This is a genomic window from Hominimerdicola alba (assembly GCF_900109655.1).
Classification (GTDB): Bacteria; Bacillota; Clostridia; order Oscillospirales; family Ruminococcaceae; genus Hominimerdicola; species Hominimerdicola alba_B.
Window position 1 is genome coordinate 18,550 of the sequence record NZ_FOAT01000005.1, and the last position, 23,794, is coordinate 42,343.

General features: G+C 46.7%; 24 protein-coding genes. 6 read left to right on the plus strand and 18 right to left on the minus strand.

Going from position 1 to position 23,794, the window contains the following annotated elements; translation table 11 throughout:
- Positions 1-10: 10 nt before the first annotated feature.
- Entirely contained in the window at positions 11-265 is a 255-nt protein-coding gene (locus BMY75_RS07115; protein WP_074831758.1) for a hypothetical protein, read from the minus strand.
- A gap of 241 nt (positions 266-506) precedes the next feature.
- On the minus strand, positions 507-1,373 hold the full coding sequence (locus tag BMY75_RS07120) for a hypothetical protein (protein ID WP_074831761.1): 867 nt from the start codon (positions 1,371-1,373) through the stop codon (positions 507-509).
- 374 nt (positions 1,374-1,747) lie between these two features.
- Here BMY75_RS07120 and BMY75_RS07125 point away from each other — a divergent pair, with 374 nt between their 5' ends.
- From BMY75_RS07125 to yicI, 3 genes are all read left to right on the plus strand, one after another.
- Positions 1,748-2,548: a mechanosensitive ion channel family protein gene (locus BMY75_RS07125; protein ID WP_074831763.1), complete on the plus strand. Its 801-nt coding sequence runs from the start codon at positions 1,748-1,750 to the stop codon at positions 2,546-2,548.
- Between the two features lie 547 nt (positions 2,549-3,095).
- Entirely contained in the window at positions 3,096-4,358 is a 1,263-nt protein-coding gene (locus BMY75_RS07130) for a CapA family protein (protein ID WP_074831766.1), read from the plus strand.
- Between the two features lie 250 nt (positions 4,359-4,608).
- Positions 4,609-6,954 carry an alpha-xylosidase gene (gene yicI / locus BMY75_RS07135; protein ID WP_074831769.1) on the plus strand — a complete coding sequence of 782 codons (2,346 nt, stop codon included), beginning with the start codon at positions 4,609-4,611 and terminating at the stop codon, positions 6,952-6,954.
- A 409-nt stretch (positions 6,955-7,363) separates the two neighbouring features.
- Here yicI and pflA read toward each other — a convergent pair whose 3' ends face one another.
- The 3 genes from pflA to BMY75_RS07150 all read right to left on the minus strand — a co-directional run bounded on the left by pflA (position 7,364) and on the right by BMY75_RS07150 (position 9,412).
- The gene (pflA, locus tag BMY75_RS07140; RefSeq protein WP_074831772.1) at positions 7,364-8,113 is read right to left on the minus strand and encodes a pyruvate formate-lyase-activating protein; all 750 of its coding nucleotides are present in this window, start codon (positions 8,111-8,113) and stop codon (positions 7,364-7,366) included.
- A 65-nt stretch (positions 8,114-8,178) separates the two neighbouring features.
- Entirely contained in the window at positions 8,179-9,063 is an 885-nt protein-coding gene (locus tag BMY75_RS07145) for a DUF3592 domain-containing protein (protein ID WP_074831775.1), read from the minus strand.
- A gap of 106 nt (positions 9,064-9,169) precedes the next feature.
- On the minus strand, positions 9,170-9,412 hold the full coding sequence (locus BMY75_RS07150) for a helix-turn-helix domain-containing protein (RefSeq protein WP_074831778.1): 243 nt from the start codon (positions 9,410-9,412) through the stop codon (positions 9,170-9,172).
- Between the two features lie 138 nt (positions 9,413-9,550).
- Here BMY75_RS07150 and BMY75_RS07155 point away from each other — a divergent pair, with 138 nt between their 5' ends.
- Positions 9,551-9,790, plus strand: a complete 240-nt coding sequence (locus tag BMY75_RS07155) for a hypothetical protein (protein WP_074831781.1) — start codon at positions 9,551-9,553, stop codon at positions 9,788-9,790.
- 54 nt (positions 9,791-9,844) lie between these two features.
- On the opposite strand, the gene grcA3 is transcribed toward BMY75_RS07155, so the two are convergent.
- The 4 genes from grcA3 to BMY75_RS07175 all read right to left on the minus strand — a co-directional run bounded on the left by grcA3 (position 9,845) and on the right by BMY75_RS07175 (position 13,984).
- Positions 9,845-10,096 carry an autonomous glycyl radical cofactor GrcA3 gene (gene grcA3 / locus BMY75_RS07160; RefSeq protein WP_074831783.1) on the minus strand — a complete coding sequence of 84 codons (252 nt, stop codon included), beginning with the start codon at positions 10,094-10,096 and terminating at the stop codon, positions 9,845-9,847.
- A gap of 48 nt (positions 10,097-10,144) precedes the next feature.
- A complete protein-coding gene (locus BMY75_RS07165; protein WP_074831786.1) occupies positions 10,145-10,390 on the minus strand; it encodes a hypothetical protein in 246 nt (81 codons plus the stop codon).
- A complete protein-coding gene (gene pflB / locus BMY75_RS07170) occupies positions 10,380-12,500 on the minus strand; it encodes a formate C-acetyltransferase (RefSeq protein ID WP_074831789.1) in 2,121 nt (706 codons plus the stop codon). Before pflB ends, BMY75_RS07165 begins: the two co-directional genes overlap by 11 nt.
- Before the next feature lie 644 nt (positions 12,501-13,144).
- Positions 13,145-13,984 (minus strand): prephenate dehydrogenase, encoded by an 840-nt coding sequence (locus BMY75_RS07175; protein WP_074831791.1) that lies wholly within the window; start codon positions 13,982-13,984, stop codon positions 13,145-13,147.
- A 329-nt stretch (positions 13,985-14,313) separates the two neighbouring features.
- Between BMY75_RS07175 and BMY75_RS07180 the strand changes: the two genes are divergently transcribed.
- Both BMY75_RS07180 and BMY75_RS07185 read left to right on the plus strand, forming a co-directional pair.
- Entirely contained in the window at positions 14,314-14,835 is a 522-nt protein-coding gene (locus BMY75_RS07180) for a YqiA/YcfP family alpha/beta fold hydrolase (RefSeq protein ID WP_074831794.1), read from the plus strand.
- A gap of 19 nt (positions 14,836-14,854) precedes the next feature.
- Entirely contained in the window at positions 14,855-15,724 is an 870-nt protein-coding gene (locus BMY75_RS07185) for a transglutaminase-like domain-containing protein (RefSeq protein WP_074831797.1), read from the plus strand.
- Positions 15,725-16,153: 429 nt separating this feature from the next.
- Here the strand turns inward: BMY75_RS07185 and BMY75_RS07190 are convergent, their stop codons facing one another.
- The 9 genes from BMY75_RS07190 to BMY75_RS07230 all read right to left on the minus strand — a co-directional run bounded on the left by BMY75_RS07190 (position 16,154) and on the right by BMY75_RS07230 (position 23,793).
- Positions 16,154-16,855 carry a restriction endonuclease gene (locus tag BMY75_RS07190; protein WP_242940194.1) on the minus strand — a complete coding sequence of 234 codons (702 nt, stop codon included), beginning with the start codon at positions 16,853-16,855 and terminating at the stop codon, positions 16,154-16,156.
- A gap of 252 nt (positions 16,856-17,107) precedes the next feature.
- Complete coding sequence (locus BMY75_RS07195; RefSeq protein ID WP_074831803.1) at positions 17,108-17,644, minus strand: phosphoribosyltransferase family protein; 537 nt, start codon at positions 17,642-17,644, stop codon at positions 17,108-17,110.
- Positions 17,645-17,669: 25 nt separating this feature from the next.
- Complete coding sequence (locus BMY75_RS07200; protein ID WP_139199745.1) at positions 17,670-18,074, minus strand: hypothetical protein; 405 nt, start codon at positions 18,072-18,074, stop codon at positions 17,670-17,672.
- 32 nt (positions 18,075-18,106) lie between these two features.
- On the minus strand, positions 18,107-19,504 hold the full coding sequence (locus BMY75_RS07205) for an NCS2 family permease (RefSeq protein ID WP_074832298.1): 1,398 nt from the start codon (positions 19,502-19,504) through the stop codon (positions 18,107-18,109).
- A 58-nt stretch (positions 19,505-19,562) separates the two neighbouring features.
- Positions 19,563-20,117, minus strand: a complete 555-nt coding sequence (gene hpt / locus BMY75_RS07210) for a hypoxanthine phosphoribosyltransferase (RefSeq protein ID WP_074831809.1) — start codon at positions 20,115-20,117, stop codon at positions 19,563-19,565.
- Positions 20,118-20,139: 22 nt separating this feature from the next.
- A complete protein-coding gene (gene upp / locus BMY75_RS07215; protein WP_024855892.1) occupies positions 20,140-20,769 on the minus strand; it encodes a uracil phosphoribosyltransferase in 630 nt (209 codons plus the stop codon).
- A gap of 110 nt (positions 20,770-20,879) precedes the next feature.
- Positions 20,880-22,253 carry a uracil-xanthine permease family protein gene (locus BMY75_RS07220; protein ID WP_074831812.1) on the minus strand — a complete coding sequence of 458 codons (1,374 nt, stop codon included), beginning with the start codon at positions 22,251-22,253 and terminating at the stop codon, positions 20,880-20,882.
- A 245-nt stretch (positions 22,254-22,498) separates the two neighbouring features.
- Positions 22,499-23,125 carry a hypothetical protein gene (locus tag BMY75_RS07225; RefSeq protein WP_074831815.1) on the minus strand — a complete coding sequence of 209 codons (627 nt, stop codon included), beginning with the start codon at positions 23,123-23,125 and terminating at the stop codon, positions 22,499-22,501.
- Complete coding sequence (locus BMY75_RS07230; protein WP_074831818.1) at positions 23,122-23,793, minus strand: CDP-alcohol phosphatidyltransferase family protein; 672 nt, start codon at positions 23,791-23,793, stop codon at positions 23,122-23,124. Before BMY75_RS07230 ends, BMY75_RS07225 begins: the two co-directional genes overlap by 4 nt.
- Between the last annotated feature and the right edge of the window lies 1 nt (position 23,794).

Genomic DNA, 23,794 nt, shown 5'->3' on the forward strand with positions numbered 1-23,794 from the left:
ATTTGTTCATTTATTGTTCTTCTTTTTTCTTTTTACGATTGCCATAGCTTTTTACACCTGACACGATGACACTGCTAAACAGAGATGCAGCTATGGCGTAACCGATATTATTTCCGCTGTATTCCTTATGCCTTATGAGAACTTCAATGATATACTTGATGATGGGGAAAATTACTACAAGATAGAGCGTCCACCATAAAAAGTAGGGTACAAACAGTTTGAACCAGTTGGTCTCGGTTTGAAGTTTTTCGTAATAGTCACGCATTGTATTCATCTCTTTCGTTATGTTTGGAATTCCGGTCTTATCCAAAATATACCAAAGTATACATGGGCTGTCAACAGATATACCACGGTATACGAAATTATACGACCGTATACGTTGGTATGATCTCGTAAGTTTTTTCCGCCAATGCTGTCCGATATTACTGCTGAAATGAAAAAGGCACTCGCGGAAGTGCCTTTTTATTATAAATAATTAATTTTTTTCTCTTTCAATGTCCTTAGGTTTATAGCCATAATTTATCTATATATATTTTCGTTCCCTTCAAAGTACTTGTGTCAAACTGGAAAATATAGAAGTATTTGGGAATTATCCCATACAAATTCTCCTCATCTCCGTCAATATCAGTGTAAAAATTATCTGTTTGCTCTATATAAGCGTCATTATCTAACACGGTAAAGCCAACTTCCTTTATTTCTTCCAATCCCATATCGATAATGCAAGATTTCGCAGTATCATAATCCATTGCATATACTCCGGTAGGATAATAACAAAGACCTTCAGCATCATCTTTAATTGATACACTTGAAACAATGGCATCCTTGATCTGTACTCTCTCATTTTCTTCAGCATGGACTTTTCCATAACTTACTTCCAAAGTAATTCTTGTATCAGTTAATGACGGAACAAAAGAATTCTTCTGTTCTTCCGGAGTCAAATATTCATCAAGATGTATTTCGGACATATCATACTTATCACCGTATTTTTCGACAAAATCCGCAACTGTGATATAGCCGCCGTTTCTGAATACAGTATCACCTATCTGGATATAGCCCGATCTGAATGAAGCATTTTTGATCTCCTCGGTCGCTTCATACTTTATCTCTTCAACAACGGGTTCTGCTTCGGATTCTGCTGCGGCTGCTGCTGACTCTGCCGCTTCCTGCTTTTCCTTTTCAAGTTCCTCGGCGGTGTCCTTTTCAAGCTTATCAAGAGCCGCATCAAGGTCTTCTTCCTTAATATCGTCTGCGGAAGCACTTTTTGATGTTTCATTTACCGCCTTATCGGTATCACTGTCACCGCAGGCTGTCATTGCGGCTGCGCAAAAGCAAAGCGCGAAGACTAACGCTGTTATTCTTGTTAATTTTCTCATATATACTAATGTCCTCCTAATAAATTAAATCATTTAATTATAACTGTTGAATGTGTCAGAAATATGTGTGTTATGTGATAGCGACTTGAAATGGAAATCATTTGCCTGCGTATGCGGTGGCATACGACGGTACGTATTGGGATATCATGGCATGGGTTCGTATAATGTTAGAAATTGTTTGCGGGGCGGGTCTGCATTTGGCGGGATATGTGGTGTTAGTCCTTACGTCGGAGGGGCGGTCACTTTACGGAAAAAGGCATATGAGAGATTTTTGTTTCTCGGTATCTTTACTTTTGCATTTACATATGGTATAATAAACTTGTATATGAAAGTCAGCAAAGGCTGATTTTGGTGAGTTTTACGGGGTGAGTATAATGTTAGACAGATTTCTTATAAGGCTGGAGGATATGCTGCCTAATCTGCTGGCGGCGGGTATAATCCTTGTGGGCGGATACATCGCCCAGGTGATAACCCTGCGGCTCATGGGCAAGGGACTGAAGCTCAAACACGTTGATGCTACGGTACACAAGTTCCTGATGTCAATGGTCAAGGTGATAATAACTGTCATCGTTGTGGTGAGTGCGCTTTCGGCTTTGAAAGTGCCTATGTCCTCGATACTGGCGGCTATCGGCACGGCGGGAATCGCCATCGGTCTTGCTTTGCAGGACAGCCTTTCAAACGTGGCGGGCGGGTTCATAATACTCTTCGCGAAGCCTTTCCGCTGTGGTGATTACATCAAGATAGGCGATGACGAGGGCACGGTGGACATGATATCGATACTGTACACCAAGCTGAACACCATCGAAAACAAGGCGGTATACATCCCCAACAGCATAGCTTCAAAAAGCTCGGTAACGAACTGCACTGCTGAAAAGAACCGCTGTCTTGAGCTGAAATTCCCCATATCCTACTCCGAAGATCACAAGAAGGTCATGGAGCTGGTTCGGGGTGTGCTTCAGGCTGATGACAGGGTGCTTTCGGTGCCTGCGAAGCCGTTGGTAGTGATCGGGGAGCATGGTACTCATGCGATAATAATCCTGACGCGTTCATGGGTGAAGACGGAGAATTACTGGCAGGTACGCTGGGATATCCTGCAGAAGATAAAGGAAGCTTTTGACGAGAACGGGATCATCATTCCTTTTGAACAGCTGGATATTCATATGAGGGATAAGTAAGGATATTCTTTTGTGGTAATAATAGGCAGGGGCATCATCGGGGTGGCTGATGGTGCTCTTTTTGTATAGTATGGTTTTGTTAGGGTTTATCGTAGATTTTTGGGGTTGTTGGGATAGTCTGGTGTTAGTTGTGTACGATAGAATGTGAGTTTTCGCCGTTGATTTCGGGCGCGGCAATATTTTTACGCACATAGTTTGAGCGTGGACAAAAGATTTGTCCACGCTCTGAAATTTTTTTATTGCCGCGCCTTATTTGGACGTTAGTTTGTTTTGCTATTTACTGCTTTATTGCCACGTCACTTTGGTGCCTTGACCGAGAGGCGCTGCCTCTAACAGTCAGCTTTGCTGACTGTGTGCTCTCCGCAAGCCTTTCGCGAAAGGCTTGAGCCAAAGCTCTCTTCACTGGCATTCTATCCTAAACCCTGCAACGTTTCCACCACGCACTATAATTATGAATTATGAATTATGAATTGACCCAGGGCTTTACAATCGCAGGAAAATATGTTATAATATCCTTTATGAATCAATTCCGAAACGGAGGATAATGATGCATTTGAAAGCAAATAAACTCGCTGCAATGCTGTGCGTTGCTTTGATGACGGCTTCTGCCGGCTGCGCAAGTATGGGCATAAGAGATACAGAGGGTCTTGATAACGGCAAGGAACCACCTGTCGGTATAAAAGACCAAGGCTTGAATATTAAGAATAAAGCCGATGACGAGATAACCACCGATGAGGAGCAGGCTGAAAAGCTTCCTATCCCCGAAGATCAGCCATCCAATGTGGTATCCCTGCTCTGCGCAGGCGATAATCTTGTTCATGATAATATCTATAACGAGGCTTGGCATAAGGGCAATGACGATCATTATGATTTCACCTACGCTTACCAGAATGTGGAGCGTTACCTTGAAGGCACCGACCTTGCGATACTAAATCAGGAAACTCTCGTGACTGATGATTACGGCCCCCAGAGCTACCCCCTCTTTGCCACACCTACCGCAAACGGCGACCATATGGTGGATATCGGCTTCAATGTCATATCCATGAGCAATAACCATGTGCTGGATATGGGCGGAAACGGTCTAATAAGCAGTCTTGACTACTGGGACAGCAAGGGCGTTGTACACTACGGCGCTTACCGCGATGAAGCCGACAGCGAAAATATCCGCATCAAGGAGATAAACGGCATAACCTTTGCATTCCTGGGATATATGGAGCATACCAACGGTTACTATATTGAAGAGGGCGAGCCCGGCAGAGTGGTATACCTCTCCGATGAGGATATCGTTGAGCGTCAGGTGAGGGCGGCAAACGAACTCGCTGATGTGGTGGTAGTAAGCTGTCATTTCGGCAACGAGATAGAGAACGAGCTGAATGTGGTTCAGGAGACTATGGCGCCAAAGCTGGTGGAATGGGGTGCAGACCTCATTATCGGTACTCAGGCGCATACCATAAGCACCTGCAATTATATAGATAAGCCCGACGGCGGACAGGCTTTCTGCTACTATGGTCTGGGAAATTTCATCTCTACCATGTACGACCTCCGCGCACCTGTGGGAATCATAGGCAAGCTGAATGTGGTGAAAGACCCCGAAACAGGGAATATCAGCTTTGAAAACGTCAAGGCGATACCCATAATCTCTCACTTTGAAGCCGACAGCTACGATGGCGACTGGTACAACTGCGCCGAGTATCCCTACAAGGACTATACCGACGAAATGTTCGAGAGAAACTATATCGAAGGCTTCAACAGACAGTGCGTCGAGGACTGCCTCAGCTATATCCCCGATGAATTTCTTAGCATAGAATAATTATTGCGCCCATGTTTATACATGGGCGATATTTTTTTGCAGTTTCAGGAAATGATATGAACTTAAAATCAATTCACCGAAAATTCAGTGCAAAAACCGCAATAATGGGTTAATAATATTACACAATGCAGTAAATTGTTATTGCATTACTTTGCAGAATGTATTAAAATATATCTAAAGCACTTCGGCGAATGTTTTTGCTGAAAGTTTCATTTTTTGATATCATAGCAAAATTAGGAGGTAACAGCCAATGAAATTTGCTGACGGTTTCTGGCTCAATCAGAGGGGCTACGAAGTTAACTACATGGTGCAGACTTATGATGTGGTGGAAGTCGAGAATGGCTTCATGGTAGTGGCTACACCATTTTCGGGCAGAGAGAGATACAAGCTGCTGGGCAGTGCAAATCTGGAGATCACATATACATCTGAATTTGAAAATGTTATCAGGGTGAACATCACTCACCACAAGGGATATAAGGATAACGGACCCCATTTCGCACTGAACAAGGGCAGCTATAAGCCCGTTGTTACGATAAATGAGCATGAAGCTGTGCTGGTATCCGGAGATACCAAGATAGTAGTATCCCGTGATAACTGGAACGTTTCATATTTTTACAAAGATAAAAAACTCACAAGCGGCGGCTGGAGAAGTACAGGCGTTATCAAGGAGAGCGCGTTCAAGCAGCAGGCTAGAATGGCTGTTCAGGCTGACGACACTTTCTGGAGCTATCCTGCCGACCCTCATAAGACCTATATCAGGGAACAGCTTGATACCACTGTGGGCGAGTACTTCTACGGTTTCGGCGAGAAGTTTACCACTTTCACAAAAAATGGTCAGAATGTTGAGATATGGAATGCCGACGGCGGCACCTGCTCCGACCAGAGCTACAAGAGCGTTCCTTTCTACGTTTCTTCACGCGGATACGGCATTTTCGTGAACTCTACCGACAAAGTCAGCTTTGAGGTATGTTCCGATACCGTATCAAAGGTCAGCTTCACCCTGCCCGGCGAGAATATGGAGTATTTCGTATTTGGCGGCGAGAACCTGACAGAAGTTATGAAGGGCTACACCGACCTTACAGGCAAGCCCGCACTTCCCCCTGCTTTCACATTCGGTCTGTGGCTGACTTCCTCATTCACCACCAGCTACGACGAAGCCACCATAACAGGCTTTATCGACGGCATGGCTGAAAGGGATATACCTCTCCAGGTCTTCCACTTTGACTGCTTCTGGATGAAAGGTCTGGAATGGTGCAATTTTGAATGGGATACCGAACAGTTCCCCGACCCCGAGGGTCTGCTGAAAAGACTTCACGAGACCAAGGGTCTGAAGACCTGCGTATGGATAAATCCCTATGTTGGTCAGCGTTCACGCCTCTTCGATGAGGGCATGGAGCACGGCTATTTCATCAAAAACACAGATGGCTCGGTGTTCCAGTGCGATGAATGGCAGCCCGGTATGGCGATAGTTGACTTCACCAACCCCGATGCCTGCAAGTGGTACGCAGGATATCTGCGCAAACTCTGCGAAATGGGTGTTGATACCTTCAAGACCGACTTCGGCGAGAGGATACCCACCAGAGATGTGGTATACTTCAACGGCGCAGATCCCATAAAGATGCACAACTTCTATACCTACCTCTATAACGAGTGCGTTTTCAACGTGCTGAAAGAGTACTACGGCGAGAACAAGGCTTGCCTGTTCGCAAGGTCCGCAACAGCGGGCGGACAGAAATTCCCTGTACACTGGGGCGGTGACTGCTCGGGCAACTACAACTCAATGGCTGAGGTCGTTAGAGGCTGTCTGAGCCTTTGTATCTCGGGATTCGGCTATACCTCCCACGATATGGCAGGCTTTGAAGCTACTGCTACCCCCGATATATATAAGAGATGGGCGGCATTCGGTCTGTTCTCAACCCATTCGAGACTTCACGGAAACCAGTCCTACCGCGTGCCGTGGCTGTTTGATGAGGAAAGCTGCGATGTTCTGCGCTTCTTCACCAAGAAAAAAGGCGAGCTGATGCCTTACATATGGTCACAGGCTATAAAGACCCATGAGGTCGGCGTCACCATGATGAGAGCCATGGTAATTGATTTTGCCGATGACCCCGCTTGTCTTACCCTTGACAGACAGTATATGCTGGGCGATAATATCCTTGTTGCGCCTATACTCAACGAAGAGGGCATAGCACAGTACTACGTGCCCGAGGGCAGATGGACGGATATCATCACAGGCAAGGTCTTCGAGGGCGGCAGATGGTACACCCATAAGTGCAGCTATTTCGAGATCCCTGCCCTTGCAAAGCCTAACAGTATAATCCCCTACGGCAGCTTCAAGAAGGATTTTGAGTACAATTATTTGGACGACACCAACTTTACAATATACGAGCTTGAAGATGGTAAATCTGCTGTATGCCCTGTTTACGATACCGAAGCTAATAAAGTATTCGAGCTGAAAGCCACAAGAAACGGCAATAAGATAGAGTGCGAATATACCAATACCGATGTAAGCTTCAAGATCAGCGTAGCAAACACCGATAAGTTCGTGGAAGTTGATCCAAAGGCAAATGGCTGCAAGGTTGTAATTGATCTGTGATGTAGCAAAAGCTAACTGATTCCGCGGCAGCAAATCTGCGCACCAGACAAACTATGCCGCGAAACAAGCTTTTGATCAAGCTTTTCACGAAAAGCTTGCGGGAGTTTGAGGGCAGAGCCCTCAATCACCAAGGCGCAAAATCGGCGCGGCAACCGTGCCGTCAATAAAACAGCAATCTACCCGCCATGTCAAAAAGGTGCGGCACGCGGTCGACGCAGTCACCGCTACAAAAATATGAGCGTGGACAAATCAAACAGTCCACGCTCTTTCTTTCTGCGTAAATATATTGCCGCGCCCGCTGTCAAACAGCGAAGCGTCTTTGACAGCTCGCCCCGAGGAACGAGGGGCGAGCTGATACCGCAGTACGTAGGGCAAAAGTGACGCAGTATTGAACAGTACCTTACGAATACTATTTCGCAAGGTTCTGCCTGAGTTCGTCTTTCAGTCCGCGCATGATGATATCTCTTGCCCGGAGAGCGCCATCTTTGGACAGGGGCGGGGTGTCGCCAAGGGGATAGTCCAAGCCAAGTTCCTCGTACTTGTGCCTGCCCAGAGTATGATAGGGCAGGACATCAAGGGCTTTGAGGGTCTTTATGCGGGCGAGAAAGTGTCCCAGCTTATAAAGGCTTTCTTCATCGTCGGTAATGTCGGGGACTACAACGTGCCTTATCCACACGGGTATGCCATTATCGCTGAGATACTCCGCAAAAGCGAGTATGCCCTTATTATCGTGACCTGTAAGCTTTTTATGCTTCTCGGGGTCGATGTGCTTTATATCCAGCATGACAAGGTCGGTGGACTTGATAAGTCGGTCAAATGCGGCGGTATCCTTTGGGTTAAAAGTTATGCCGCTGGTATCAAGGCAGGTGTTTATGCCTTTGGACTTCGCCTTTTCAAAAAGCTCCGTCAGAAAAACGATCTGTAGACAGGGCTCGCCCCCTGTGCAGGTTATGCCGCCGTTATGCATGAATTCCTTTACCGCATCATACTCGGTGAGGATATCCTCTGCTGTGACTTCCCTGCCGCCGTCCGACCGCCATGTATCGGGATTGTGACAGTAAAGGCACCTCATGGGGCAGCCCTGAAAGAACACCACGAACCTTGTTCCGGGGCCGTCAACAGCGCTGAAACTTTCTACCGAATGGATACGTCCCGTCATTAAAACATCTCCTTAACCTGTAAATGACATCAGAAGTTCCCCAAACAGCGATCTCAATGTCATTACTATAAAATACCCAAAAGCCTGAGCAGAACAATCACACCGCCGCCAAGCATCAGTATGCCGAATCCCATTAGTGCCCATGTTGATGGGTCGCTGCCGCGGAAGAAATCTCTGGGGTCATTAGGGTTCACCATGATATCGGTGCCCTCGCCCTCATAGAACTGCTGGGGGCTGGTATAAACATCATCATATGCAGTATAGGCTCTTCCGCCTGCGATATACTGCCATATGGGAGCGTACATCATACGATGGTGCTTGCCCGAACTTCTCTTCTCGCGGTTGCCTATGCACACCGCCCTTGTTTTCTCGGTACAACGGCGGAGTTTCATGTGCCTTGAAATAGGCGGTGCGGCGGTGAGGAAAAGTCCCGCAAGTGTGAGGGTCGCACCTGCCGCATAGTCGGTGAGAGAGGGTGTGAAGAGGGTGACAAGTCCCGCAAGACCGAAAAGTCCGCTGCCGACTGCGCCCATCATAGCTTTGAATTTACGCTCGGGCTTATAGTCCTCCATCTCTTTGCGGGTCATCAGGCAGGTACCCATGATGCCGAAGCCCAGAGACATAGCCGCCAGTGAGCCCGAAAATCTTCCTATGGTGAGAAGACCTATTATTCCCGCAAACATCGGGGCGAAGCATTTCAGGCTGAACTGCTTGTCGGGAACGTGTTCGGGGAGCAGGGTGTTTGGATTCTGACCAAGCTGAGTGGGCTGCCCCTGTGGGACTGACCTGTTCATCTGCATGGACTGACCGAACTGATTTGGCTGACCATACTGTGCAGGCTGTCCGTTCTGCACGGGCATCATCTGACCGTTCTGAACTGTATCAATATTCACAAGCTCTGGGTTCTGCTGTCTTGTGGGCTGATAATACTGTTCTCTGTTTGATTGCATTATGCATTCTCCTTTTTGTATTGTCTCCTTGATATTTCTTTCTATTGGGTTTTCCCATATTGATTTTACCATATTTTTCGGGAAAAGTAAAGTCATGAAATCTATATCATTCGGTATCTATCCACTTTTCTATCTCTTTAACTACCGCACTCATTTTAGTGTCAAGTGCGCATGAAAGTTTATACAGCGTTTCCAGCGTAGGCTTGCGCTCCCCTCTTTCAATGGCGCTCAGGTGTGTTCTGCCGATTCCCGCCAGTCCGCTCATGACCTCCTGCGAGATGCCCTTTTTACGCCTGAATTCGGCTATTACCTCTCCCACGATTTTAGGGTCAAGCTCACCGTTGTACATATCCATCACCTCATAGGATATTGTACATTGATTTTGACAGATTTATGAATACATATGTTGACATTTGAACACTTATGTGTTATAATATTTTTAGAATACAAATGTATTCGTATTAATTTTACAGAAGGGGTGTTTTTTATGTATGAAAATGCAGGCGAAAAATTGAAATTTCTGGCAAAGATCATCTTCGCGTTAACTATTATCGTTGGCGTTATTAGCGGATATCTTTTAGTTAAATCAATAATACTCGGTCTAATAATAGGCGTATTCATTGGCGGTATCTTCGGCTGGTTAAATTCAATACTGTTATATGCTTTTGGTGAATTATGCACAAATGTCAAGAGTATCAAGGAAACCATTACAGACGAAGATGACTAAAGACGCTTCAGCATAAAAGCCCTGCCACACAAGTGACAGGGCTTTATCATTAAATTACAAACTCTCGTGGAAAGTTCTGGAGATAACGTCGTCCTGCTGTTCCTTTGTCAGCTTAACGAAGTTTACTGCATATCCCGATACCCTTATTGTCAGCTGAGGGTATTTCTCGGGGTGTGCCTGTGCGTCGAGAAGCATCTCACGGTTCAGCACGTTAACATTCAGATGATGTCCGCCCTTTTCGGCATAGCCGTCCAGCAGACCTATAAGGTTATCCACCTGTGCATCGGTAGGTTCATAATTTGCCATAACTATCCGTCCTTTCTTATACTAAACGATAGCTCGGGGACTGCGGTATCACAGTTCCTCGTCGTCCTCATCGGGCGCTTTTTCGTTGGGCTGACAGCACGCTCCCGTGCCGCAGTCGTTAGTTCTGAAGGTCTGAACGGTCATTTCGGCATCGTCCTGACCCTCGCGCTTGGCTTTCAGCAGTGCTTCGGCATCGATATTTATATGACCTTCGCCGCCTGCCATAAGCCTGTCTATCATTTCGACAAGTTCGTTTACCTTGCCGTCATCATCGTTTGATGCTTTAATTGCCATTATTAAGTTCCTCCGAAATGCTTGCGATATCTATATCGCCTACGAACATCTCATCGTCCTTGCCCAGTGCACCGGGGATAATGGAGAAGGTATTGGAGATACCGTCCTGTGCGTGTCTGAAAGGAAGCTTTGCAACAGAGGACAGTGATGAAGCAGCACCGTGAGTATCTCTGCCGTGCATGGGGTTTGCACCGGGTGCCAGAGGCACGCCGATCTTTCTGCCATCGGGGGTGGAACCTGTCTTTTTGCCGTATACCACGTTGGAAGTGATAGTCAGTATAGACATAGTAGGCACGCCGTCACGGTAGGTGTGGTGCTTTCTGATCTTGTTCATGAAGCGCTTAACGATATCAACTGCCAGCTTATCAACTCTGTCATCGTTATTGCCGTACTTGGGGAAATCACCCTCAACAACATAATCAACAACAACGTTTCTGGCAACGTCTATAACATTACCGTTCTTATCCTTTATCTGGATATCCTTGCGAACAGGTTTTACCTTAGCGTACTTGATAGCGGAGAGTGAATCCGCAACAACGGAAAGGCCTGCGATACCTGTTGCGAAGTATCTCTTGACATCTCTGTCGTGGAGAGCCATCTGGAGTCTTTCGTAGCTGTACTTATCGTGCATGAAGTGGATAACGTTCAGGGTATTTACATACAGACCTGCCAGCCATTCCATCATATCATCATACTTCTCCATAACGTCGTCGAAGTCGAGATACTCGCCGTCAACAGGACGGTACTTAGGACCTACCTGTACGCCCAGACGCTCGTCAACGCCGCCGTTTATAGCGTAGAGCAGGCACTTAGCCAGGTTTGCTCTTGCGCCGAAGAACTGCATCTCCTTGCCCACAACCATTGAGGATACACAGCAGGCAACAGCGTAGTCGTCGCCATGAGTTGCTCTCATGAGGTCGTCGTTCTCGTACTGTATAGCAGAGGTGCGAATGGACATTCTTGCGCAGAACTTCTTGAAGTTCGTGGGCAGCTTAACGCTCCACAGAACGGTCATATTAGGTTCTGGTGCAGGGCCCAGATTGTTAAGTGTATTGAGGTATCTGAAAGATGTCTTTGTTACCATGGGCACACCGTCGATGGAAACGCCGCCGATAGACTCTGTTACCCATGTGGGGTCGCCTGAGAACAGGGAGTTGTACTCGGGAGTTCTTGCGAACTTGACCAGTCTCAGCTTCATGATGAAGTGGTCTACCAGTTCCTGAGCCTGTTCCTCGGTCAGAACGCCGTTTTCGATATCTCTCTGGATATAGATATCGATGAATGTGGAAGTTCTTCCAAGTGACATTGCTGCACCGTTCTGCTCCTTGACAGCTGCAAGGTAGCCGAAGTACAGCCACTGTATAGCTTCCTGAGCGTTCTTTGCGGGTCTGGAGATATCGCAACCGTAGATCTCACCCAGCTTTTTCAGTTCGCCCAGAGCTCTGATCTGCTCAGCAAGCTCTTCACGGAGTCTGATATTCTTGGAAGTCATTCTGACAAGAGAATTGTCCAGCTGATCCTTCTTATCCATTATAAGGTAATCAACGCCGTACAGTGCAACACGTCTGTAGTCACCGATGATACGGCCTCTGCCATAAGCGTCGGGCAGACCTGTCAGTATAGCTGCGTGTCTTGCGAGCTTCATCTCGGGGGTATAAGCATCAAATACGCCCTGGTTATGGGTCTTTCTGTACTCGGTGAATATCTTCACTATCTCGGGATCCACCTCATAGCCATACTGCTTGCACGCAGCCTGAGCCATTCTCAGTCCGCCGAAGGGCTGAAGAGAACGCTTGAAGGGCTTATCTGTCTGGAAGCCGACTATCTTTTCAAGATCCTTATCGAGATAGCCTGCTTCATGGCTTGTGATGGTAGATACTATCTTTGTATCCATATCCAGCACGCCGCCTGCTTCTCTTTCCTGTCTTGAAAGCTCAGTCACCTGTTCCCAAAGCTTTTTGGTAGCCTCGGTAGGACCTGCAAGAAAGCTCTCGTCACCGTCATAGGGTGTGAAATTCTTCTGGATAAAGTCTCTCAGATTGACAGAGGTGCTGGACCATCTGCCGGGGTTGAAACCTTTCCACTCCTCATCGAACCAATTTCTTTCCATCTGTACATCTCTCCCTAACTATGCGGCACAACACCAAAAAGCTCCCGTCCTTTTACGAAAGCTTCAATATCCTTCATGCCGCGTCAATTGTTCAGACGATCTGCCCCGTACCCTCGGGACACTGACACAATATATAGATCATCGTTTGATTTAAGGATATCACATTTAGTAGTATATGTCAAGGTCAAATCAGAAATATTACGCAAGCTTAACAGTTTTTTCATATGTTACCAAAAGCCCTGAAAAGCTTGATTTTTGGCATTTTTTATACATAGGTCATTCCGTGAGGTATATGTCCGCAACAAATTAGTGTACTGAATTTTGTACAGAAAGCCGCTGAATGTTAATTTTTTAACGACCTATATATACGATTTCACGCACTAAAGTGTACTTTTTTGGTCTATTTGCCAAACGACTTTTTGCAGTATTTTTCCGACTTTATTTCTGATTTATACTGTTTTCCTTGTTTTGCACGAGCTCTCATATTAAGGCATTTATGGTCTGTAATTAGTTAAACAGCGTATTAGAATGAAAAATTATTAACAATCTTTCAGGATATCACTGACAGTATGCCCGCGGAAATTAAAAAAATTCAGTATGAAAAACAAAAACGGAGGGCAGCCCGAGCTGTCCTCCGAATAAAATTACTGCTGATTGTTTGAAAGTTCTTTGAGTTCCCTGCCGGCTTTGAGAAGCTCACGCAGGTCGTCGGCATCGTCGGCTTTGATAGCGTCGCGGTACTCGGTCAGACGCTCGATGATGCAGTTGAGCTCGTCAATCAAGGGCTGCTTGTTCATCAGGAAAAGCTCTGTCCACATATTCTCGTTCAGCTTTGCCACACGGGTGAGGTCTTTGAATGAACCCGCGGAAAATCCTGCCTGTTTCAGCAGGCTGGGGCTTTTAACGTAGGCACTGGACACAACATGGGCAAGCTGTGAGGTGAAGGCGATGATACGGTCATGCTCCTCGGTGGTGGAAGTTACGACCTTGGCAAAGCCTATCTCGTAGGCAAGCTGAGATATCTCTCTTACAGCCTTTGCGGCAGTATCGTCCGAGGGGGTCATTATGAAGCTGGCACGCTCGAAGAGGTTATCCACTGAGTACGCAAAGCCCGAAAATTCGCGGCCTGCCATGGGGTGACAGCCTATGAAGACAACACCTTCCTCTTTCAGGGGAGCTTCCACAGCTTCGACTATCGCAGACTTAACGCCGCAGGAATCGGTAACTATGCCGCCCTTTTTGAAATTCGACTTATTATCCAGGATAAATTTTATGGTCTGGGCGGGGTGGAGACATACGATGACAACATCGCAGGTATGCAGGGTATCGGGAGTAAGTTCCCCGTCAATAGCCTCCTGAGCCACCGCTCCCGCTATGGCGGCGCGGTCGATATCCAGCGCAAAACAGCTGTGTTCGGTGTTCTTCTTTATAGCTTTGGCAAGAGAGCCTCCTATCAGTCCAAGACCGACTATGCCTATCTTCATATAAAAACGTCCTTTCGCATTTTATTGCTTTTATGTAATAAAGTATAACACTATTTATTTGAGTTGTCAAGTACATGTTAAGTTGCTTAATTCTTAAATGATTTCTTTAGATGTTTTAACGAATCGATATTTTCAGTAGTATTTTTTAAAAAAATATCTATGAAACTATTGACAAATCGCACCTGTTGTAGTATAATATTGTATGTGAGGAAAAATTAATTTTCTTGCGAATTATGAAGGTTTAGGTGATTTGGCGAAGAAGCAGCTTTTGGGCTGCTTTTTTCGTTTTTAAACGCTTTTTCGCGAATGTGCATACAGGAGGGGTCAGTTTGAAGATACTTAATATACATGGGTTTCGAGGGAGTGCTGAAAATGCGGCATTCGGTGCGCTGACGGGGCTTGGACATGAGGTCGTTTCGCCAGGGTTTGATTATGATGCAGTTTCGGCTGACATTGTCATCGAGAAACTTCGCGAGATAATACGTGATGAAGCTCCTCAGTATATTGTAGGAACAAGCTACGGAGGATTTTTCGCGGCTTTGCTTTCTGCGGAGACAGGTATCCCCGCAGTGCTGGTGAATCCCTGTCTGATGCCTTTTTATCATCTTCCTCTGCTGGGGTATGAGGGTGATATCGGGGCTATGATCTCACTTTTCGGCGGTCTTGCAAAGGCTGACCGCGGTATCGTCAAGTGCGTAATCGGCGGAAGCGATGAGTTGATAGATACACATTCCCTGGAAACGCGGTTTTACGGTGCTGAGAATATCACTGTTATACCTGAGGGGCTTCATTCTGGGGCTACTCTTCCGCTGGGGGAGTTTTTTGGTGAAGTTATAAATAACTTCGGATAATAAAAATCAGGAGAAAATTATGGAATTGGTTTTGCGAATTATTCTGGCAGGTGCCATCGGATTTTTGGTATCTCTGGGATGTGTGAAGATCTTTTATAGATATAGATCCGGTAGAACTATAAAAGCTGTTCCCGATGAGAAACGGATAGATATCCTCAGAAGATTCAGGGATTACGAAGAGGATAATATCAGCAGAAAACATTATCCCGAATTCGTGCTTGGTCGTCCTGCGCCAAAGATCTTGCAAAAATATAATTATCCCGCTTACTGCAAAACAGATTCCGAAAACGAAGATTCTATCGTTTTTTCAATGCTGGACTTTGTTTGCGATAATTTCAGGCACTATAGCCATGCTGTAACGGGCGGTGGTAGTCTTGAGAGTGTTATAAAAAGCTGTGAAAAGCATGAACAGAAGACTAATTGCAGAGGTTTATCGATCATACTATCCGAATTGCTGCGCATGAACGGCATAAAGGCAAGGCATATCACCTGCAAGCCATATGAGGAACCCTTTAATGATTGTCATGTTGTTGTGGACTGCTTGCTGCCGTCGGGTTCAAGAATAATGCTTGACCCCACATATCGGCTATATTTTACTGACGATAACGGTGATTATGTATCTTTGCGGCAGCTACGTGAGGATGTCATTGCGGGGCGCACTCTTCATGCAAACAAAAATGCTTCATACAGCGGCGATGCATTTGATTACGATTTTTATTTAGAATATATGTCAAAAAATCTACTTCGGTTTAATGCAAATTACCGATCGGATAACACGGATTCTATTTCCACACAAATCGAATTGATACCAAAGGGATACAGCACAGACGGATATTCAAAGGCTGTGCAGTATACTACCTCACTGGAATATTTTTGGGATATGGGGTAAGGTCTGATTTTTCTATTGAACAACAAAGGCACTTTTGTCGCGGGTGACAGAAGTGCCTTTTGTTATTATTTATCGGGGTTGTCGAATATTTGCTGTGGGCGATAGTTTGCGAGTTGTCGCCCCTCGTACCTCGGGTAAAGAATTTAATAAGCAACCACCATTAATTTCGTGCGACGGCAATATTTCGCACGGAGTTTTATGCGGTGGCATACGGTCGCACACGCTCGGAATATTTGGTATTGCCGCGCCTTTTTGACAGGACGGGGAGTTTGTTGTTTTATTGACAGCACGGTTGCCACACTAATTTTGTGCCTTGAGTTGAGGGCTCTGCCCTCAAACTCCCGCAAGCCTGCTATCGCGAGGCATATGCCGACGCAGTCGCATAAACCGCGCACTTTGACTCTTTGGCAGTTCCCACTGGATTGCTTTTTATTCCTTATCACTGTTATCCATCTCCAGCGGTATCTCCAGACCAACTGTACCCGGGGTATGGGATGGAAATACGCAGGTGACGTACTCCCAGCCGCCGTGGTTGGCTAGTTTTTGGGTCAGGTTACGTATATCGCTGATGCGCACACCTGTTTCGGGGACTATCTCTATCAGGAGTTCGCAGGAATCTTCCAGAAATTCTGTGGCGGCTGTTTCTACGGCTATCCCCTGTTCAGCGAAGAATTCTTCCACCGTCTGTGCGCAGTAGGTTTCGGGCGGAATATCCGACATATCATCGGTTTTGCGTGAAGCATCCTTGATACCCCGCTTTCTCAGCATTGTTTCGAGTTTGTCCCTGTCCCAGAGTTCAACGTTGTTGACCTCGGCAAGCTTTCGGGCGGCGGCGGTGAAATAGCTGTTGGTCATGACAGCGCCCACCTCACAGCCGTAGTAGGCAAGTCCGCCTATTACTTCCTGTACCGCGGAATTATTAAGCTTTTTATCGTAGCGCTTGCACTGCACCGCATATCGGCGGTGCTTTTTCACGGCGATGATATCAACGCCGAAATCCCCCGAGCCTTTGGTGACTTCGATATCCTTGAAACCGTTGGCTTTCAGGATATTGGCGCAGGCATATTCAAACTCATGACCATCCATAAGATCAAGCTTTTTCAGGGTGAGTCTGCCGAAGTGGCGGATCAATGATATCCCGAGAAACAGGGGTATGCTCAGGAATGGCAGAAATGGGATATAGCCGTAAAATTCCGGACGGTCGCCGCCTGTGCAGAAAAATTCGGCGAGCCTATATGAAGCAAGAGCAGAACCTGCAAGAAGTCCCGCAAGTATAATGAATATCCGCTTGATATGCTGTCACCGACCTTTCGGGGAAATTTCATTGGCACCGCCATTAACGAAGTGAGGGCGCTGACCCGCAGGAAAGCGCCCGTTATGGTATTATTTAAAGAACAGCGGAAGTTTTTCGAGGAAGAAGATATCCGTTCTGTCGGCTGCATCGCCCTCGGCGAGGACTGCACCTGCGCCCACGATCTTTCCGCCTGCTGCGTTTACAAGCTCCTCAACAGCTGTGAGGGATTCGCCTGTGCTGATAACATCATCGAGGATAAGTACACGCTTGCCTTTCAGCCTTGCTACGTCCTCCTGAGAGAGGTAGAGGGTCTGGACTGCGGCGGTGGTTATGGACTTTACCTGCACCGATATAGGGTCGGTCATATAGAGCTTTACGGACTTGCGGGCTACGACATAATTCTTGCCCGACTGTCTTGCTGCCTCGTATGCCAGGGGTATGCCCTTGGATTCGGCTGTGATTATAACATCGAATTCGGGGGCTTTTTTAAGCAGCTCCGTGGTTGCCGCAACTGTCATCTCAACGTCAGAGAACATTATAAATGCGGCGATATCAAGCTTTTCGCTTGCTGAACATATGGGCAGCTCTCTTGTAAGTCCTGCCACCTTCAATGTGTATGTTTCCATTTTAAACACTCCTTAATACTATGCTTTATTTGGATGAGAAGTCCTCTATGGGGTAGTCCTCGGATATCTTATACACCGCGAACCATGAATTTTTCTCGGTACAGCTTATTGCGAAATCGTAATCATCGCCGTCTGTTTTGCCGTAATGATCCACGCCGTCAAGGCTGTACATCCTGCGGTAGCCTTTTTTATCGAAGTATTCTTCGTAGGTATCCTTGCTGCTGCCGATGAATTCGACCATGCCATCCTCGGCGTGACCATCGGGTGTGAAGCCCTTGCTGATCTTCAAAAACACAAGTGTGGTCTTGGGAAGTTCAGCCATACCGTAGCCGCATTCTACCAGAGCCCTGAGGATACTGCCCTCAACGAACAGCACAGCCATTAGTATCACAGCAAAGAATACTCCCGCTAATTTTTTATTATCCATCATTTTCCCTTTCAGATATTCCGTGTTTTAAACTATCAGAGGAATATATACTTCAGTACGAACAGCACTGTCAGCACATACATAATGGGGTTGATCTTCTTGGCTTTGCCGCAGAAGAGGTTGATAACAACGTAGGACATAACGCCCACAGCTATACCCTCAGCAATGCTGTAGAACAGGGGCATAGCAAGTATGCACAGATATGCGGGAACAGCCTCGGTATAGTTGTCAGGATCGAACTTGATATCGGTTATGGAGCTGAACATCAGGAAGCCCACTACTATCAGTGCGGGTGCTGTTGCGAATGAAGGTATCGCTATGAATATAGGTGCGAAAAGCATGGAAGCCATGAACAGCAAAGCAGTTGTAACTGCGGTGAGACCTGTTCTTCCGCCTGCGCCGACACCTGCGGCGGATTCAACGAAAGTTGTTGTGGTGGAAGTACCCAGAACTGCGCCGCCTGTTGTTGCGATAGCGTCAGCCATGAGTGCGGGACGTATCGCGGGGAGTTTGCCGTCCTTATCCAGCATATCAGCCTTTGAAGCCACGCCTATCAGGGTTCCCAGAGTATCGAAGAGGTCAACAAACAGGAATGAGAATACAACTACTATAAAGTTGAATATGCCTACACTGCTCATATCAACGTCGAAGCAGCCGCCGAAAGTCTTGCTGAGAGCGGTGAAATCCGTCATGGAGAAGCTTGGCAGCAGTGAGAACCAGCTCTCGTTGTCGGGTACATAAAGTCCAACGCCCTGACATATCATACCAAGTATCCATGTGCCGAATATGCCTATGAGTATGGAACCGCGGACTTTTCTGATATAAAGCACAGCCATCAGTACAGTGCCGATAACTGCCAGCAGGGCGCATATACCGCGGGTGTGGAAGTCTTCTCTGAAATCCACCAGTTCAACAAGGGTAGCTCCGCCGACTGTCAGATTGGCATTCTGGAGACCGATAAATGCAATGAAAAGACCTATACCAACGGATACCGCCTTTTTCAGCGAGAGGGGTATGCAGTTGAATATGGCTTCCCTGACCTTTGTCACGGAAAGTATTATGAATATAACGCCTTCGATGAATACAGCCAGCAGTGCTACCTGCCAGGGATATCCCATGGCGCCGCACACGGTGTATGCCATGAATGCGTTAAGTCCCATGCCTGCGGAAAGTGCAAAAGGAAGATTCGCCATAAGCCCCATACACATAGTACCGAGGAAAGACGCAAGGCAGGTCGCAAGGAGAACAGCAGTGCTGTCCATGCCTGCGGCGGAAAGTATACTGGGGTTGACCGCAAGTATATAAGCCATTGTCATGAAAGTGGTTATACCTGCCATTACCTCGGTGCGGACATCGGTGCCGTGAGCTTTCAGCTTGAAGAATTTGCCGAGGGTACCTGTTTCGGTAATGGTCTGCACTTCCTTATTGCCCATATGTTCAGAGGGGTGAGTTATGTGGTTCCTCTGCTTTTTTTTGCTTCTGCTTCCCATATCACTTGCCCTCCTCAAATTCAGCTATACACGGCAGATTTCTGTAATACTCGCCGTAATCCAGACCGTATCCGATAACGAAATAATCGGGTATGGTAAACAGTGCGTAGTCCGAACTGAGTTCTACAAGACGTCTGTCGGGCTTATCAAGCAGTGTTACTATCTTCAGCGAAAGGGGATTTTTGCTTTCAAGGTATTCCTTGACCTTGCTGAGAGTTCTTCCCGTATCGATAATATCCTCGACTATCACAACATTATACTTGCTTATATCCTGTGCGAGGTCAAGGGTTATCTCAACATTACCTGAGCTTTCGGTGCTTTCAAAATAGCTTTTTGCCGCCATGAAGCCTATCTCGTGGGGGATGGTTATAGCACGGCTGAGGTCGGCAAGGAATATAAATGCACCTTTAAGGATAGTCACAAGAAGCAGGGGCTTGTCCTTGTACTCAAGGCTGAGTATCTCGCCTGCTTTGGTCACGGCGTCCCTTATCTCTTCCTCGGATATCACAACACGTTTGATATGCTTGTGGAATTCGGGCATATTTGTCATCTGCATCTGCGGTCTCTCCTTTCGTTATTTACTTGGTTCCGAATATTCTGTCACCCGCGTCGCCGAGACCGGGTACGATATATGCGTTCTCGTTGAGCTTTTCATCAAGGCTGCCCACGTAGATATCGATATCGGGGTGAGCCTTTTTCAGCGCTTCAAGACCCTCGGGCGCAGCAATAACGCACATGAATTTGATATTGGTGCAGCCCCTCTGCTTGATGAAATCAACTGCCGTTATGGCAGAACCGCCTGTGGCAAGCATGGGGTCGGGGAGGATAACAAGTCTCTCGTCGATATTCTCGGGGAGCTTGCAGAAATACTCATGGGGCTCATGGGTAACTTCATCCCTGTAAAGACCGATATGACCTACCTTTGCGGATGGCACCAGTGCGAGTATGCCGTTCACCATGCCCAGACCTGCACGGAGTATCGGCACAACTGCCAGCTTCTTGCCTGAAAGCATAGGCACATCAGCCGTAGTTATAGGTGTTTTTACGCTCACCAGCTCGGTGGGCAGATCACGGAGAGCCTCATAGCCCATAAGCATGGCTATCTCCTCGACGAGTATTCTGAAATCCCTTGTACCTGTGTTTTCATCACGCAGCAGAGATATCTTGTGCTTGATAAGTGGATGGTCGATGATAGTTACTTTTCCCATTTTGAAAACCTCGCTTTTATATTATTTTAATTGTTTACTGAGTAACGAAAGGTGACTTTATCCCGCTTTTAGAACGTTCATAGCAGTTTAGCAGTTATCACGCGGATTTATCATTCGTCTTCGCTCTTACTATTGTCCGCTTTTCGGGACAACATGACATTTGTAATTATGCCGAGGATAAGAGCGGCAGCTATCTCGGTAAGAGTTACCTTGCCGAAGCTTATGCTGAGTCCGCCGATGCCTGCAATAAATATCACGGAAGCTGTGAACAGGTTGCGGTTGTCATCAAGATCGACTTCTTTCAGCATTTTAAGTCCCGAAACTGCAATGAAACCGTAAAGTGCCACGCAAACGCCGCCCATCACGCAGGCGGGTATCGAATCTACAAAAGCCACAAAGGGCGTTACAAACGAGAAGAGTATGCAGCCAATAGCAGCCGCGATTATGGTAACTGTGGAGGCGTTGCCTGTTATGGCTACACAGCCCACGCTCTCGCCGTAGGTGGTATTGGGACAGCCGCCGAAAAATGCGCCTGCCATAGACCCTACACCGTCACCGAGAAGTGTTCGAGCAAGACCGGGTTCTTTGAGAAGATCTCTGCCGATAACGGAGGAGAGGTTCTTGTGGTCGGCAACGTGCTCGGCAAAAACCACCAGCGCCACGGGGACATAAGCCACAAGGATAGTCAGTATATAACTGCCTGTCAGGTCGCCGAAGCCCTTGAAGCCTTCAAGGAAAACAAGGTCGGGGAGCTTGAAGAAGCTTTCTGCGGTAACATTGCCGTCGGGGAACATTACCTTTGAGAACACCGAAAGATCAAGGATCTTCAGTGCTTCGATATCAGCGGCATTGCCTATCAGGGTGAATATCAAGGACACTGCATAGCCCGCAAGTATTCCCATAACAAATGGCACAAGGCGGAGCATCTTTTTGCCGTAGGTGGAGCACAGCATAGTCACCGCAAGGGTCACAAGACCGCATATCAGCGCGATATACTTAGCGGCGGGAACATCTGTGACATCGCTTTTCTGAAGATCTCCGATGGCATTTCCCGCAAGGGACAGACCGATTATTGCAACGGTGGGTCCAATGACCACAGGGGGCATCAGTTTGCCCAGCCAGTCAACGCCTACAACGCCTATAAGCGTGGCTATCACCACATAGACAAGTCCTGCAGCAACAGCACCTATGATTATGCCAAGCATACCCAACTGTGCTGTGGCAGCGCCTGCAAATGCTGCGGACATGGAACCTATGAAAGCAAAGGAAGAACCCAGAAATACAGGGCTTTTCTTCTTGGTGAACGCCAGATACACCAGCGTACCCACACCAGCACCGAACATTGCGGCAGCGGGAGTCAGTCCGTTGCCGATTATCACGGGGACAGCAATCGTTGCCGCCAGTATCGCCAGCATCTGCTGTAGGGCAAAAACGATTATCTGCCCTGTTTTCGGCTTCGATTCAACATCATAGATCAACTTCATTTTAGCTTTACAACGCCTTTCATCTAATTATCACATTCATAGATTTATTTTAGCATATTTCGGTAAGAATGTCAATAATAATAAAATATTTCAACTTGTTTTAGTATACTATTAATATTTAAAAATATAAAAAACGCATACTTTACAAAAGTATGCGTCGGTATTTGTATAGATTTTCCTTGCCGTTTTTTGCGATCTCAAAGCTGTAATTTTTTCTTGGCTTGAAACAAGACCTGTACTACTGGTCATTTTTGCTTTGTGATAAGACGTTTTGTCAGTGGAATAAGAAGTTTCGCCATGCCGCGCAGATATCGCTTTATACAGAATTTCTGCATATATTCATCATGCCTGTCACAGGGACGTTTGCTGATCTTGCCCTGAAAATATTGATATTTCATGAGGAGTTCATCTATGTCCTTGATGGAGTATCTCCAGTATGGCTTGGCAAGGCTGACTGCCCTGCTTTTTTCGATCACCTGTGCGGTGAAACTCATGCAGTTTTCAGCCCCAGCTATCCTGAATCCGCCGATAATGGGCATGGTCGCCATTGAGTACACATTGAAGAGATATCCCCCGCTCTCACGTTCTTTTATAAAGGTAAGTATATCGGCATAAGCATCGTCTTCAACGGGCAGGCGGAAGACTTTCACACCGTAGTCACAGTGTTCGCCGAATGCGTAATAATCACGGTACTCATGGGTGAAGCCCGCTTCAAAGGGATAATAATGGTATCTTCTGGAAAAGCTGATATAGTCCGTCAGGGACTTATCAAGGCATACCGCTATATGCGTGTAGGGATAATGTGTAAACTTCCGCGCTATGCTACCCAGACCCGTATGCGCCTTTATCAGCACAATGTAGATATATCTCATCTCTGACTGGCCTCCAGCCGCTTGAACAGGGCTATTATCATGCGTATCATTTCATAGTACATGGGTATCATGGCGATGACTGCTATGATATCCACAACCGTCACACCGTGGCCGAAAACTGTGAATACCTCGTTTCCCTTGAATATCATGGCGCATATCGCTATCACGGTATAGCTGATATGGGCTTCGATAGGGCCTAAGCGCGGAAACTGGAATTCGTTGAAATAGATGATATAGTTCATCATGGTAACATTCATGATGCCGTAAAGGGGTGCCGCCAGCGCCATTGGCAGAAGATGTGCCGCAGGAGTCAGACCAATGGATATCAGCAGAAATGTTGAAAAAAGTATATCCACCATGAGATCGTAATACGCCCCCGCTTTTGAGGACAACCCCCTTGATCTGGCTATAAATCCGTCAAGGTCGTCCGCCACCAGATGCAGGGCAAGACCCGCTATCGTACCCAGCCAGAACCATGATGAAATATTTGTCAGAAGCGTCATCAAAATGGAGAATATCCCACCTGCGGCGCTTAATGTGGTCATTTGGTTTGGTGTCATGGACTTTGGTATATGGGGTCCCACGCGCTTATATAAAAACTGCTGAAATCCCGTTTCCAGCTTGCTTGGTATCATTTTTTTCACGGGATTCTTATATACTTCTCCCATG